This is a genomic window from Oceanobacillus sojae, assembly GCF_900162665.1.
GTDB classification, from domain to species: Bacteria; Bacillota; Bacilli; order Bacillales; family Amphibacillaceae; genus Oceanobacillus; species Oceanobacillus sojae_A.
In genome coordinates this window covers 52,235-66,520 of sequence record NZ_LT727810.1, presented here as the reverse complement: position 1 = coordinate 66,520, position 14,286 = coordinate 52,235, and the positions used below count along the sequence as shown (strand labels likewise).

Annotated in this window: 15 protein-coding genes; 1 reads left to right on the top strand and 14 read right to left on the bottom strand. The window is 36.0% G+C overall.

Features of this window, described 5'->3' with window-relative positions; all coding sequences use genetic code 11:
• Positions 1-101: 101 nt before the first annotated feature.
• The 14 genes from BN1068_RS04130 to BN1068_RS24400 all read right to left on the bottom strand — a co-directional run bounded on the left by BN1068_RS04130 (position 102) and on the right by BN1068_RS24400 (position 13,605).
• Positions 102-335, bottom strand: a complete 234-nt coding sequence (locus BN1068_RS04130; RefSeq protein ID WP_077601576.1) for a hypothetical protein — start codon at positions 333-335, stop codon at positions 102-104.
• Positions 336-564: 229 nt separating this feature from the next.
• The gene (locus BN1068_RS04125; protein WP_077601575.1) at positions 565-882 is read right to left on the bottom strand and encodes a hypothetical protein; all 318 of its coding nucleotides are present in this window, start codon (positions 880-882) and stop codon (positions 565-567) included.
• Positions 883-894: 12 nt separating this feature from the next.
• Positions 895-1,815, bottom strand: a complete 921-nt coding sequence (locus BN1068_RS23535) for a collagen-like triple helix repeat-containing protein (protein WP_077601574.1) — start codon at positions 1,813-1,815, stop codon at positions 895-897.
• Between the two features lie 294 nt (positions 1,816-2,109).
• Positions 2,110-3,969: a siphovirus ReqiPepy6 Gp37-like family protein gene (locus tag BN1068_RS04115; RefSeq protein ID WP_077601573.1), complete on the bottom strand. Its 1,860-nt coding sequence runs from the start codon at positions 3,967-3,969 to the stop codon at positions 2,110-2,112.
• Positions 3,970-3,982: 13 nt separating this feature from the next.
• A complete protein-coding gene (locus BN1068_RS04110; protein WP_077601572.1) occupies positions 3,983-4,939 on the bottom strand; it encodes a hypothetical protein in 957 nt (318 codons plus the stop codon).
• 72 nt (positions 4,940-5,011) lie between these two features.
• Positions 5,012-5,869, bottom strand: coding sequence for a phage tail family protein (locus BN1068_RS04105; RefSeq protein WP_077601571.1), 858 nt, complete (start codon positions 5,867-5,869; stop codon positions 5,012-5,014).
• Between the two features lie 3 nt (positions 5,870-5,872).
• Positions 5,873-9,382, bottom strand: a complete 3,510-nt coding sequence (locus BN1068_RS04100) for a tape measure protein (RefSeq protein ID WP_077601570.1) — start codon at positions 9,380-9,382, stop codon at positions 5,873-5,875.
• 55 nt (positions 9,383-9,437) lie between these two features.
• Positions 9,438-9,578 carry a Com family DNA-binding transcriptional regulator gene (locus BN1068_RS24255; protein ID WP_077601569.1) on the bottom strand — a complete coding sequence of 47 codons (141 nt, stop codon included), beginning with the start codon at positions 9,576-9,578 and terminating at the stop codon, positions 9,438-9,440.
• Positions 9,578-10,147 (bottom strand): Gp15 family bacteriophage protein, encoded by a 570-nt coding sequence (locus BN1068_RS04090; protein WP_077601568.1) that lies wholly within the window; start codon positions 10,145-10,147, stop codon positions 9,578-9,580. Before BN1068_RS04090 ends, BN1068_RS24255 begins: the two co-directional genes overlap by 1 nt.
• 9 nt (positions 10,148-10,156) lie before the next feature.
• Entirely contained in the window at positions 10,157-10,558 is a 402-nt protein-coding gene (locus BN1068_RS04085; RefSeq protein WP_077601567.1) for a DUF6673 family protein, read from the bottom strand.
• Positions 10,559-10,775: 217 nt separating this feature from the next.
• The gene (locus BN1068_RS04080) at positions 10,776-11,252 is read right to left on the bottom strand and encodes a phage tail tube protein (protein WP_077601566.1); all 477 of its coding nucleotides are present in this window, start codon (positions 11,250-11,252) and stop codon (positions 10,776-10,778) included.
• Positions 11,249-11,653, bottom strand: a complete 405-nt coding sequence (locus tag BN1068_RS04075; RefSeq protein ID WP_077601565.1) for a phage tail terminator protein — start codon at positions 11,651-11,653, stop codon at positions 11,249-11,251. The genes BN1068_RS04080 and BN1068_RS04075 overlap by 4 nt, the downstream gene beginning before the upstream one ends.
• A gap of 834 nt (positions 11,654-12,487) precedes the next feature.
• Positions 12,488-13,012 carry a hypothetical protein gene (locus tag BN1068_RS04070; protein WP_217697299.1) on the bottom strand — a complete coding sequence of 175 codons (525 nt, stop codon included), beginning with the start codon at positions 13,010-13,012 and terminating at the stop codon, positions 12,488-12,490.
• 233 nt (positions 13,013-13,245) lie between these two features.
• A complete protein-coding gene (locus BN1068_RS24400; RefSeq protein ID WP_077601562.1) occupies positions 13,246-13,605 on the bottom strand; it encodes a DUF739 family protein in 360 nt (119 codons plus the stop codon).
• A 297-nt stretch (positions 13,606-13,902) separates the two neighbouring features.
• On the opposite strand from BN1068_RS24400, the gene BN1068_RS04055 reads away from it, so the two are divergent.
• On the top strand, positions 13,903-14,286 hold the full coding sequence (locus BN1068_RS04055; RefSeq protein ID WP_077601561.1) for a helix-turn-helix domain-containing protein: 384 nt from the start codon (positions 13,903-13,905) through the stop codon (positions 14,284-14,286).

The following is a 14,286-nucleotide window of genomic DNA, read 5'->3' as shown; positions in this document are numbered from 1 at the left end:
TTTCCATCAGTTTTATTCCATTGAAAAAGACACCTCATATGAGAGGTGTCTCAGTTACTTATTAGCTTTTCTAAATCTTTTTTTCGTTCTATCAAAAGATTTTAATAACCATTTAAATTGGCGTAGTGCTCACGAAACTTACTGTGTTTTTTCTCTATTTTTTTAATAACAATACTAATTACAACTATAGTTATAATTGTCAGCACCAGAAAGATTATAAAAAGTATATTTTGTTTAGCAAATGTAACTGTCATACTACTTAGAAACGCTAGTAAAAAACTAAATCCTATTGTTGCAAAAGATAAAACTGAAGAAAGTCCATCTTGTTTTAACATTTCACCATATTCCTTAACTCTAAGCTTTTCTAACTGAAGAATATTTTTGCCACTTACACAACATATTCCAGTTAATTCAAGCTCATCTTCTAATTTAGCGGTATATCTTCTTAAATCGATTATTTTTTAGCTATATCAATCATTAATATTCCCCTTCCTTTTAACTATATCGGCATAGCAGAAAGGAAGTTAAGCACTAAAAATAAAAAAATAATCGGTGTTAATCCTCTTACTCATACGAATCTCCTTGTAATTCTTTCAGCTCTCGTTCAAGTGCTTCAATATTTTTTGCCCGTTGTTGTTCTTCTGTTGGTATTACAATCTCTTCTCCTTGTCTCACACATAACTTAGGAGTGAAGCCATCAATATATAATTCACATTTATCAATTTGATAGGCTACATAATAGTGAACATAAAATTGAAATCCCTGTTCAAGAGAAACAACTTGGTCTCCTACTTTTACAGAAGTGACCTTTCCATCTTCAACAACAAAAAATACTTTTATTTGATTACGGTTTTGCTTAGTTTGAAACGTTTCTATTTCCAAATCTATTCCTCCTTATGGCTCATCAGTCAAATGTGCAGATTCTACTTTAAATATCATATTTTCATCAGCAGCACCCCAGCCATGTACCCATCCTATTTTAAGACCAACCATGCGATTTACATATGTCGGTTTACCTAAGTCAGCGATTAATAGTTTGTAGCCTTGATAATCTTTTTCAAAAAGTTCATAGTAAATCCTGTCGTCAATGTTTGCAGTACCATTATTTATGATATGCACGCTAAATCTTGCACCTCTATTTTTTCGAAACCCAAAAACAAGATATCTTGCCGAATGGTTGAATCGGTATCGTTGAAAAACAACACAATTCATATCATCTCGTCTGTCTTGAAAATTCGTACCTTGGTATCCTCTTCCGTCCAGTGTCCCTTTTACTCCTCCATAAAAATGAGATGAGTTGTTTATGGCTGTACCCCCGGCTTGAAATCCTACTGCCGATAATGTTTGGTTCATATCTTGCCATCTTCTATCTGTCATATAATGTGGATCAAATCCATAGACACCATAATCAGCTTTAATTAACCCATTCTCCATCCAAACTGCACCATCTGGACGCCTGATTTGGATACTTTTTTCTGTCAACGTCATTTGCTCATTACCAATAGTTAATTTGCCACTTTCATCTACTTTAAATTGCTCATTAATATTTAAGCCATTAAGTGATTTAATATAATCAGCAATAAGCCAGTTAACACCAAAACTAGTATCTGTATCAACAATGTTTGGGCCTCGGGGCCCTGTCTCTCCTTTTGGTCCTTGTGAACCAGTTGGGCCACGAGAACCAGCGTCGCCTTTTGATCCTTTATCACCCTTTATTTTTGACCAGATATAATCAGATGCATTATTGCTCTCTGTGGCAGTGGTTTTATTATAAGCAAACCCTATATATTCTTTTCCATCAGGGAAGTTACTCATTCCACCACCATTAGCATTATCAGCATAGCGTATCCATGTATACCTTGGTTGACCATCGGAACCTTTAGGACCCTGAATTCCCTGCTGGCCTCTTGCCCCCGGTTCACCTTTTAATTTTGACCAAGTGTAATCACCGGCATTATTAGATGGCGTTGAAGTCGTTTTATTTGGCGCTAGACCAATATATTCTTTATTGGTTGGCGAACTACTAATACCATCACCGCTGGCATTATCAGCATACCTTATCCAAGTATAGGTGGGCTGACCATTGGAGCCTTTTGGCCCTTGGATACCTTATTCTCCTTTATCACCCTTGTCTCCTTTGTCACCTTTAATAAGTGACCAAGTGTAATCTTTTGGACTATCAGATTCGTTAGCAATTAATTTGTTATAAGCAAGACCGATATATTTTTTTCCTTGTGGACTGTCTGACATACCTCGACCCTGGTCATCATCAGCATACTTCACCCATGTGTAACGTGGAGCCCCGTCCTTACCGTCTGGACCTGGTACACCAGTATCACCTTTTTCACCTTCAATTTTTGACCATTCATAATCAGCAGGATTGGTACTTTCTACAGATGTTTCTTTGTTGTACGCAAGCCCCATATACTTTTTACCTGAAGGAGAATCTGCTATACCATTTCCTCGCTCATCATCAGCGTATTTGAGCCAAGTATATAAGGCCTGTCCGTCTTTACCAGGCGGTCCTTGCAAACCTTGTGGACCTCTTGCAGCTGCAACCCACTCATTTTTTTCTTGGCTATAAATTTTCCAAGTTACATTATCCGGATCAGATATATCTACCCATACAACAGACTTATCCTCTGGTTCAGTTGGAGATTCAGCACGTTTTTTCTCCGCGTAATCTTTTGTAAAGTTCTTAGAAGCTTCTAAGTTTTCCAACGCTTGCCTGATTCGTTCCTGTTCTTCTTCGGTCAATTTTCTATCCGTATATTTACGGTTCTCTACAGCAATTTGTGCAGGCAATTCTTGCTGTTCTACACCTTCCAACTCATTAAATTTGCGTTTTATTTTGTTGATGAAAGTTGGGCGTGATTGGCCAAATGTAGCCTCCAATCGAAAACCATCAGCTTCATAAATTTCTAAAAACTCGGTGATGGGTGCGGACATCATTATTCCCCAAGATTTATTAACAACATCCACTTTATCCCCTAAATCAAAATCTGTTTCGTATTGAAAAATAGCATCTTGTGAAGGAGTCAGAATCTCAGCTTCTAATGATTGGAGAGTTTCCATTTCGCTGATTTTTTCTGACCCATGCTTTTCAAGAAGTTCCTCCACTTCTGCATCTGTTAAATCCGGTTCCCCATCTTCCGGTTCTTCATTAATATTTCGGGCATCAATAAAAGTTTCAATACGCTGCCAGCCGGTATCAGATCCAACTTGAACAATCTTTCTCTCTTTACCTTCGCCCTCTCCTCCAACGTATCCAACATTTTTTAAATCATTGTCACTATCAATAAATGATTGGGATTTAATAGTTTCAAATTCAGGACTCAAAAATACAGGATTATTACCATAAGGATTATCTTGTGTTAAATCATTTGATTCAGTAACATCAAATATTAATTTTTTAGTTCTAAAATCTGCGAATATCCCCCAGCCCAGACCAGAATGGATAGAAATATTCTCTAATTCTTCTGCTACGTTTTTATATCGAGATTCCCAGCTTAAATCAGCACCTCTATTTTGATTTGGCGCAATTTCAAGATGTGGCAGCTTTCGCCTGCTATCGTCTGGATTGACAAAGTTCTTATCAATATAATATTTCATTACTTCCTCTGCACTTCCATTCTTCCGGTCATAAGAAGCTTTCGCTGGAGGTACTGTTATACGCCTTCCCATTAACCCGTCCAACGTATAACCCGATAGTTTAAAATTCTCACCTTCCTTGCCGTTCTCATCAAGATCTATTTCTTTGGTAAGAATAATGGCCGCTTTATGAGGATGTTTATCCAATGCAATTATATCGCCTTTATTTAGCTTTTGAGCTTCATGCAAATAACGATTAACATGCAGTTCAAATGTTGCAACTCCATGATAATTACGACCAAACTGCAGTGATTGATAAATATCCAGTTCACCTTTTAAATCGAGAAATCTATTATAAATTCTAATAGGCGTCTTCATTTTCTATCACCTTCTAAGCCATTTTTGCTATCCGGATACGAGTGAACCATGTAGGAGGCATAGATCGATTGCCAAGGCCAGCTATACTTGCGACAAAAGTAATCTTATCCCCTTTTTCAACACTATCGGATCCTGAGCAGATAAAGAAACGGTCTCGTTGATCTGTTGCCCACCTTGCACCTAAAGGAAAACTTTCTCGACCATTTTTATATAAATACATTCGGTAACCGATATTATCTAAAGCTTCATCCCAAGCCATTTCCACCCAAAAGTGATAGATACCGTCTTCCTTTGGGATAAAAGTAAAATTATCACTTTGCATTTCTTTTTGATTATCTATTTCTACAGTTCCAAATGGAATAGCATCCCTTTCACCTGGATATTTGTATTCGTTCCAATTAGTCGCCTTAACAAAAGATTGATTGGGTAATGTCACAAGTCCGTTTTCATTGATTTGCATGCCTCGATAAATATTGTGCAAGGGAATATATCCGCAAACATTATCATTTGCCCTCTCATCTCGAATTTCAGATTGCTCAATATAAGACTTACCCGCAATAATAGTAACTTGTGCAACACTCATTTCATAAACATAATCATCACGCTGTAAACTTGGTGGTGTTGGATTATTTGCAGGCACTCCTTTTTTAATATATGAATAGATACGTCTTTCCACAGGATTACTATCAAAGCAAATTATTATTCTATCTATACGATTATTATTTGGATCAGCGATACTATGTGATAGCGTCATAGTACTGTCATTTTGATACATATAACCGTTAGCAAACATGTAACCAGCGCCTAAAGCAATATCCATATTTGTTCTAGCTGTAACTTCTAAATCTGGCAGATTAGGAGTATTTGATACACCATTACCAATAATTTGATTATGAAATCTAGCCCAATCAGCTGCTTGATAGATACGTTTGTCATCTGTGGTACTGTCGAAAAAATACATTCGTTCCAAATTAATTCACATCCTTTTAAAAAAGTAAAAAGCACCTCTATAAAGAGATGCTTCAGTAATTTCATAAATTTTTTATATTCCAACATACTGATTATTCCAGGTCACTGCAACCATACCCGATGTATCTCCAGAATCAGCAATATGCTCAATTAAATTTTCTCCTACGTCCAATTGAAGCCAATCAGAATCATGGTCTATATAACCAAATACATTAAACACTCTGCCATTACGATAAACTTCTACTCTTTTTTTGCCATTAGTAGTATCAATATGCAATATCTCATCTGCAGCAATAGAGCGATTAACTCTTAACCAATCACCGTTTGTACGGTTAATTATTTGTGGATTAGCCACTGGCCCTTGGATATCAATCCTTACTGGAGCAGGAATATCACCACTATTATAAAGTGTTGTGTGTGATCCCGACCTTCCCATTTCAATCGGGAAGGTATTTGGCATGGTAAGATTACCAGAATAAGCTTGTAAAGGTTGACTTGTTTGGTTCGGATCTCTCCAATAAGGATAAGGTGCCCTAATATATAAAAGAGCTTTTTGAAATAATGGTTTTCTATTAGTTTGTCCATCTGGGAAATTTGGGACAGATTCAGCTACTGCGTCAATTTCCTTTACATCACCACCACTAATATACCTCAGAGTACCTACGCCTAATTTAGGATTAAAAACCGAAGCAAAATAACGACGTTTTGCATTTAGGTCTTGTTCATTGTCTCCCGTTATTTTCAATTCTATTTCAATCGGTTTATCTTCTAAAATCGAACCGATATAACTAGCGCCATCTTGGAAGGGGACTTTTTGCATTTGTGTAGTTGCCTCTGTATCGCCAATACCTTCAACTCTTATTAGTCTATAAGGATGGTCGAATAATTCTACTGTTTGATCGATTGCATTAGTAAACATTAGTTTAAACATCTGTTAAAACCCCATTTCCATGGCTAATCTTTGTTGCTGCTGTCTTTGTTTTCTAGCCGATTCACTCGGTGTTGACTTGGCTGGTGTGAAATAGTTATTGATATTCGGAGAATAGGTTCTTGTATTATTATTTTCGTTACCTAAAACACCAGATGTTGTATTTAATTGTGCACTTACTCTTCCCAAAGACATAGAAGTTCCCCTCAACCGGTTAGTAATCTCAGGATTCATTTCATCAGCCAAATCATCTGTTAGAGAACGCATTTCTTTTAAAGGTTTACTGCTACCCTGCTTAATATTTTTAGCAAGCGAATTTGTAATACCAGGATACATAATATCTTTTAATGCTCCCTCTTTTGCAGGTGAGAATGGTAAAAAGTCACGTATTTTAGATGCAACGGAGCTAATTGCTCCAGTAACTTTATCTATACCATTTGTAATACCATCAGCAATAGATCCTACAATATTTCCTCCTGCATTGAAAAACTCTTTTGTCTTTTCCTTAACACCATTAATTCCTTCTCCAATGATATTTTTGGCAGCATTATAAATATCCTTCCCTTTATCAATAATGCCGCCTGCTAAATCTGTTACCAGTCCCCAGCCGGCCGACACAACATTGCTAATCATTTGTGTAATTCCGCCTATTAATGCAGTGATTAACTGAACACCTGCATTTAAGAGCTGTGGGAGTAACTGAATAATAGCTCCAGCTAACTGAAGTATTAATTGCATACCGGCACTTAACAATTGTGGAACAATGGAAATAATTCCTTGTATTAAGGCCATTAATATTTGTATACCAGCATTTATTAGTTGCGGCAGTAAGCCAATGAATGCATTTACCAGCTGTAACAGTAATTGGATACCTGCATTGATCAATTGAGGCACGATACTCACTATTCCTTCTATTAAAGCAAATAGAATTTGAATTCCAGCATTTAATAATTCAGGTAAAAGGCCAATAATCGCCTGAATTAATGCCATAATAATATTTAGCCCAGCTTCTATTAACTGCGGGAGAATCTGCACTATACCATTAATTAAGGCTGTTAAAATCTGCATACCTGCATCTAAAATTACTGGTAAATTCGTAATAACAGCCTCTACTAATGCCATTATTATCGTAATTGCTGCTTCAATTAAAGCTGGTATCAAGATGATTATTCCATCTATTAACGCAGTTAATATTTGTATACCGGCTTCAATAATTAGTGGCAGATTTTCGATTAAAGTACCCACAATAGTCATTAATAAAAGAAGAAAAACCTCTATAACCAGTGGCAGCACAGTTGTAATCGTATCGATTAAAGTCATAATAATTGTTAAATAAGTCTCTATTAGCATTGGTAATGCGGTAACAATTGCTTCTATTAACGTAGTTATGATCGTAATACCTATTTCCAAAATCAGTGGTATCATCGTGATTACTACCTCTAATAATGTTGTGAAAAGCTGTAACCAGGTCTCTATCAGTAAAGGCAGCGCTATAACGATTGCTTCTATTAATGTGGTTATAATCGTAATACCCATTTCCAAAATTAATGGTATCACCGTGACAACTACTTCTAATAATGTTGTAAAAAGCTGTAACCAGGTCTCTATCAGTAAAGGCAACGCTACAACGATTGCTTCTATTAGTGTAGTTACGATTGTAACTCCTATTTCAAGAATCAATGGTATTATCGTGACGATTACCTCTAACAATGTTGTAAAAAGCTGCAGCCAGGTCTCTATTAATAAAGGTAATGCTGATACCAGACCGGTTATTAAATTTGTAATCACTTCAACACCAGCATTGATTAATTCAGGAAGGTTTACGGCAAAGGCATCAATGAATCCTACAATCATTTCAGTCCCTTTTTCTATAAAGATAACTGCATTTTTAGCCAGATTAGTTATCAAATTAGAGAGATCTGCTGCAAAATTATTTACCACTTCACCAATAGACATATCGCCTTTAAAAACTCCAAGGATATCGGAAAAAATGGATGTTTGTGCTGCCAGCAATGCAAATCCTTTGATTACCCAGCCAATTGGACTTGCCAATCCAAAAAATGCAGTTGCGGTGGTAGTTAATGGCCCGATTACAGTAGCAAGGACGCCTCCAATATTGATTCGTTCTCTCAATTCTGTAAAAAATTCACCCACGGTCCTTGCTCTGTTGCCTAACCATTCCATAGCAGCACCAAAGCCATTTACTGCACCAGCTGTCATAATGGTTATTAGTTCCTGCGTCCTGCCCGCCAGATTAGAAAATGTTTCTCCGGTTGTTTCTATTACACTTCCAAGCCATTGAACAGACGTACTGAAAGCATCTAATGATGCATCATACATTTTTTTAGAAACCTCAGCTATTTGGCTGCCAAGCATTTGTAAGCCTGGACCTAAGTTTATTACAGCATTTCTGATTGACTCCCAGGCATTTATAAAGAAGTTGCGGAAATTCTCATTGGTTTTCCATAAATAAATGATAACAGCAGCTAAAGCAACAACAGCACTGATAATTGTAATGATTGGGTGCTTAGCAATTACATCCCAGACATAAAGAGACGCTATTGCTAATGTTTCCATACCACTTTTAAGCACACTTAGAGTGCCCGATAAAGTTAATGAGCTTGCGGCTACCTGCTGGAATACAGTTACCGCCAAAGGTCCAAAAGCCGTAATCAACTCCTGCATTTTGGGCAGTCCAACGCTTTCCAGCATCGAATCTATAGACCCGATAATCGCAGTAATACCGCGTACAGTTGCTGATTTCATGTTATCAATTGAATTAGTCCATGATGATCCTGCGTCTTTTGCAGCTCCATCAATAGCTCCGAAACTTTCGGTCCCATCCTTTAATGCACTATTCATGACATTCATAAAACTATCTGCAGAGATTTCACCCTGCTGCATTTGATTCGCAACTTTTTCCACAGATTGCCCTGTCGCATCTGCATAAATGCGCAAAGCAGGAATTCCCGCCTCCGTAAGCTGGTTCATGGTATCCATTTGTGCTTTTCCACTGTCAACCATCTGAGCCAAAGATTCCGTAACAGCAGTAAATGCCTCATTTGATCCATCACCATAGTGACTGACCGCATCTCCCCAGGCAGCAATCGATTCGGTTGCTTTACCTACATCCATATTCGACATTACAAATCCCTGTACGGCATTCGTAGCAGTGTCAATTCCATAGGTTGTACCACTAACAATTTTCTTCGTGCTATCCAATGCTGTATTAGCCTTCTCTGCACTTCCAGTTATGGCTGTGATTGTTCGTTCAAATTGCTCCATCGTGGCTATTTCATTAAAAGCTGTATTTACTGAATCCTTCAGCATATCAAATACGCCTGTTTTTTTAGCAATGTCAGAAACAGATTTAGCAATTTTACCTATGCTGAGATTTGCCTTCTCCCCACTTTTATCCAATTCATCTACCTTATTATTTATATTGTCTAAACCTTGAACAGCCTGTCCATCGTTTAATATAATATTTATAATTACTTTTCCTTCACCATCAGCCATTTACATACTTCACCCCCATGCTCTAAATTTTTCAGCACAGGGGCTCAAGGGCTCTCTAACGGTCATTTACTGTATTAACCGTTGCGCATCTCGGGCATTTTATTTCAGCAATGCCCTTTATTTTCCCAATTAATTTATTGCATTTTTTACATCTTATTTCTTTTAACTTCAATTCCACACCGCCTTTAAAAGGCATTATTCAGGATTTAGCTTATAAGCTTTTTTTGCTTCTTCCACTTGTTTACGATGTTTTGCCGCTCCTTTACCCGATGGCAATTCCATTGTGCGGATTTCGATTACTTCCTTAAACTTAGTATCTTGACGCAGCCCTGCCAATAAAGCTTGAAATTTATACCAATGTAATTTCCCTTGAGCTTCAAATAAATCAATTCCATAATCTTGATAAAAAGATGCGTAAATATATTCTGCATCCTGTTTAATGGAATAAACCTTCTTATTGTCTTTCTCCTTATTCATTATTGGCATCGGATTACCATCAATATCAACAGCAGCATTATCTTCCGATTCCTTGCTTATTGTACTTTTAAATATTTCAAAGAAGACTTCTTCTTGTTTCCCCAAATCTACATCAAGCGGCCTGCCAAGAAGCATTTCTATGCCTATTTCAATTTGTTCGACATCATTTAATTCATCATCATTAAGCATATCAAACAAGCGTAATACGTTATCATAAGCAAGGTTAATCTCATACCTTTCATCATCAATAACGACTGTATCATTAATAGGATAGGCTAGATTCAGCATAATCCACCACTACTTTTTCTTCTTGACTGTTTGTTTCTTATTTTGTTGTATATATTTCTGTGCTTTTTCCTGTGTAGAATCAGAGAAGCCTCTTTCTTTCAGTTCGTCTTCGAGACCTTCAGCTAGCTGTGAATAGTAGTGCATGCAGTAAACAAGCGATGGTGTTACTTTATAAATTTTATCGAAGGATCCTTCTCCTAAAATGACGTCATATCCTTTGCTTAACGCTTCCTTCACTAATTCCTGATCCTCTTCATTATTTTCGGGTGCTAGTTTTTCTAATTCTTCCTTTAACTTCGGAATTTGATCTCGAAATTTTTTAATAGCCTCATCATCAACAGGGAATTCAAAATTTAATTCTCCAATTTCAATAGGTATGACGGGTTTTTCCGTTTGAATCTTAATTGCCATTACAGTTCATCACCTTTCTAATTTTTTAGATAACCAATGAATCCGCTCATCCTTTAACAGATTCATTGGTTATCCTATAGTTCGTACTTCTCTTAGAAAATAAAATAAGAGAGCGGCTTATTCGTCGCTCTCTTCCTCTTCTTCTGACCCATCCGATTCTTCCGGATCTTCAGGATCGGGTTCATTCGGTTCTTCTCCCCCGTTATTCGGGGGATCCTCAGGGAGTAGCTGTAGTCTTTTCAGGACGGCGGTCCCAGCTGATAGAGCATTCAAATACTGCGTACTCTGATGCTTCTCCACCAGTTACTTTAGGATCCTTCACTGTAGCAACTCCGGCAAATTCATCTCCGTTAGTGCGTACTTGTTTAAACATGATTTTACGGCCTGATCCTGTCTCAAATTCCAGCCCGGCAATAAACTTCATTGCCTCAATCTCATCATCATACATACCTTCAAAGGCATATGTCTTCTTCACACTGATAACATCATCCTCTGGTGTACCATCGCCATCATAAAAAGCCATGTCTTCTACTTCTTCTTCCGTATCATCTGTTACACTGGAAATCCATTTTGCCAGACGCAGCCATTCCACTTCCTCTGTACCATCCTCTGGAACAGCACCTACATAGTATTCTGTTTTCGCGTTCTTTTCTCGTCCAAAAAATTGAATGTTTAATTTTAGCAATTCGCTCATAATATTTTAACCCCTTTGTGTATTGTAATTTTAGCAGTAATAGATAATTTATAAATAAAAAATCCCTGCTCATCATATAGAACTAATGCAGGGAAATCATTTATATTGATACTTTGAAATTTGTAACTATCATTTTCACTTGGCAGATTATCTAAGCTTTCCAGTTCCTTATAAATACTGGTTAAGCTCTCCAAGCATTCTTGTCGATTTTTACTTTTAGCTGTAACTTGTATATTGAAATTTTTATCTCTTGTACCGTCGAAATAAATTGTTTCATCAGCACTAGGTATAGAAGTGATTGCTATAGAGTATTCATCATCGATTACTCCAACAACACTTCTGCTAAACAGATTCAAACTATTGATCCGACGGTTTAATTGTTGCATAAAGTCTGCTTTCATCAGCTCTTCATCCTTTTGATGATTTATTCCTTGCCTCTGTTGTAAACTAATTATGCAGTAATATTCAACATCAGTACTGCACAATACTAATCTTTAATGTAATTCAGTGCTGCTTCTTATAAGTTACTTGCCCGCAGCTCAATTGTGTATAGATGCAACTATATCAATCCTCCTTTCCAAAAGTATGTTTCGTATTTTACAAAATGAGGCATCACCTCCTTCATAGTATCTGGAATATAGACAAGAAAAAAGACACCCATTATTGGATGTCTCATGTTCACCAGCTCATGTCAAAATAATGATGCTGGAAGTTTTATAAACTTTTCTATACTAGCATATTAGCACCCTTCTAATGACATTATCAAGACAGCTTTGCGACAGGTTCATTTTGCAGGGCGTTTGGTTGAGATATAAAAAAACCACAGAAATAACTGTCCTTACAGCATCCTTGTGGTTTTGCAATAAAATCTGAACTTATCTGATGAATTATTTTATAGATTCTTCTATACTATCATACTAGCACCTTTATAATGACACTATCAAGACAGCTTTACGACAAGATTATTTTTTGGAGCATATGCTGCTAAAAAATTCAGTGCTTAAAACCTGTAGAAGAATAGCCTTAACTAATTAACTGCATCTTATAATCCGAATTTAGTATCGATTCAGTTCCAAAATCAGAAGCAATACTCTTCCATTAAAAAACCACAGAAGCAGCTGTTTTTTACAACGCCTCTGTGATTTTCCAATAAAATCTAATTATATTGTACATTTTTCTATACTATCATATTAGCATCTTCGTAATGACACTATCAAGACAGTTTTACGACAGGATCAATTAGCAAAGCTTATGGCTGAAACCCCAAAAAAGATAACCGGTAAATCTTCAATCGCCTTTTTTAAATAGCGGTGTACTGTACGTTCATCAATATTCTCTAATTCCGCAATTTGTGAGATGGTATATTTCTGCTTTGATAGGTATCTTTTTTCCAGCACTTGATAATATTTCAATTCATATTCGTTACAGGAACGCCGGTAAGCTTCCATCTTTCCTTGAATAAAGTAAACCATAGAAATTGATTTTCTTTTACTTTGTTTGATAGATTCGATAGACTCCAGGCTGATTGTTTCTATATCTAATTCTTGAATGGATGTTTCGTTAAACTCTTCTAGTTCATCCATCAGCTCTTCGCAGTGAAGAACCAGAGCTCTATAATTTTTTAAAAGCAGCTTAATATTATGCAATCGATAATCCTGCTTGGTGATTTCACGTTTCTCCACATCTTCTTTATATGTTCTAATTGCTTGCTCGGAAACAACTTCAGTGATTAATTTTAATTGCTCATCCGTTAAATTCATATTTATTTCCCCCTTAGCTGATTAGTTATATTTGATAGAAATATTAGGAATAGAAAAACCTGACTTCTGATTTATCCTTTTTTAAAACATATGTCGTCTTATATCTTCATTTATAGCTGGTGCTCTTTGCCGGTTAATTTTCTTTTGGTTGAGCATTCTGAGATTTTCAAATGCATTATTAAACTGCTCTAAAATCGTATTCTTCAGCTCCCATTGACCACATACTGTAATTCTTAAAGCCTTTTCATTGATGCTGATAATCCGGTTGACTTCTTCCATAACATCATCATAATCCTCTTCCAAAAAATGATCTTTAAGCATTTTTTAATCCCTCCCCCAGCATAAATAATTTGTATATTAATTTTTTGTTCATTTTTTTTGAACTTTATAATTAAAAAATATCGTGGGATATCACTGCTATCAATTTCAAGAAGCTCAATATTTTTGGCAATTTCATCCTGTTTCCATCCATCTTTTCCATCTAATTTTAGGATAATTGATTTCTCTGGCAGACCTGCTGCTTTTGCAAAATCATGTTTACTTCCATACTTTTCAACAATTTTATTATATAACCTGGAGTAATTAAAATTCATTATATCACCCTTTTCATTTTGTTCAATTCATTTGAACTTTAGTAAATAATACCATTTATAACATTGCTCGTCAACACAAAAAGTTCAAAATAATTGAATCTTTTATTGAATAATGTATTTATATTGTATATACTTAAATTATTCTACCAAATCATTTTTTCTTTCTATAAGTTTGTATGACTTATAAATATATATTATTTTACATACTCATAATGCAGCTTCTCTGAGCACTTTAAATAGCATACGGTGATAACTATAGCAGCCATAAAAGGAAAATTTATAAGGGAGATTTTATTTATGAGATTAAGTACAGGAGATCGGTTAAAGCAAATCATGAGAGAAAGAAATTTAAAACAAGTAGACATACTTAACTCAACTAAAAAATACGCTCGTGATAATATCAAAATATCAAAAACAGATCTCAGCCAATACGTAAATGGTAAAACAGAGCCCCGGCAGGATAAATTATATATATTAGCTGAGGCATTAAATGTAAACGAAGCCTGGCTGATGGGCTATGATACACATAAAGAACGAATTCCTGCTGATAGAAGAGAAGCAGACGAAGATAAAATAGATACTATTGCCGCACATCATGATGGAGAAGATTGGACCGAAGAGGAATTAGAAGAAATTGAGCGCTTTAAAGCTTATATACGTTCTAAGAGAAATGAGGAATAG

What these genes read in the sequence shown, in the direction of transcription:
- BN1068_RS04105 (WP_077601571.1), bottom strand. Translation starts at nt 5,869, where the DNA reads ATGTTTAAACTAATGTTTACTAATGCAATCGATCAAACAGTAGAATTA.
- BN1068_RS04080 (WP_077601566.1), bottom strand. Translation starts at nt 11,252, where the DNA reads ATGAGCGAATTGCTAAAATTAAACATTCAATTTTTTGGACGAGAAAAG.
- BN1068_RS04070 (WP_217697299.1), bottom strand. Translation starts at nt 13,012, where the DNA reads ATGAATTTAACGGATGAGCAATTAAAATTAATCACTGAAGTTGTTTCC.
- BN1068_RS04075 (WP_077601565.1), bottom strand. Translation starts at nt 11,653, where the DNA reads ATGAAAGCAGACTTTATGCAACAATTAAACCGTCGGATCAATAGTTTG.
- BN1068_RS04090 (WP_077601568.1), bottom strand. Translation starts at nt 10,147, where the DNA reads ATGCTGAATCTAGCCTATCCTATTAATGATACAGTCGTTATTGATGAT.
- BN1068_RS04100 (WP_077601570.1), bottom strand. Translation starts at nt 9,382, where the DNA reads ATGGCTGATGGTGAAGGAAAAGTAATTATAAATATTATATTAAACGAT.
- BN1068_RS04115 (WP_077601573.1), bottom strand. Translation starts at nt 3,969, where the DNA reads ATGAAGACGCCTATTAGAATTTATAATAGATTTCTCGATTTAAAAGGT.
- BN1068_RS04130 (WP_077601576.1), bottom strand. Translation starts at nt 335, where the DNA reads ATGTTAAAACAAGATGGACTTTCTTCAGTTTTATCTTTTGCAACAATA.
- BN1068_RS24400 (WP_077601562.1), bottom strand. Translation starts at nt 13,605, where the DNA reads ATGAATTTTAATTACTCCAGGTTATATAATAAAATTGTTGAAAAGTAT.
- BN1068_RS04085 (WP_077601567.1), bottom strand. Translation starts at nt 10,558, where the DNA reads ATGGCAATTAAGATTCAAACGGAAAAACCCGTCATACCTATTGAAATT.
- BN1068_RS24255 (WP_077601569.1), bottom strand. Translation starts at nt 9,578, where the DNA reads ATGCCTTTTAAAGGCGGTGTGGAATTGAAGTTAAAAGAAATAAGATGT.
- BN1068_RS04055 (WP_077601561.1), top strand. Translation starts at nt 13,903, where the DNA reads ATGAGATTAAGTACAGGAGATCGGTTAAAGCAAATCATGAGAGAAAGA.
- BN1068_RS23535 (WP_077601574.1), bottom strand. Translation starts at nt 1,815, where the DNA reads ATGAGTAACTTCCCTGATGGAAAAGAATATATAGGGTTTGCTTATAAT.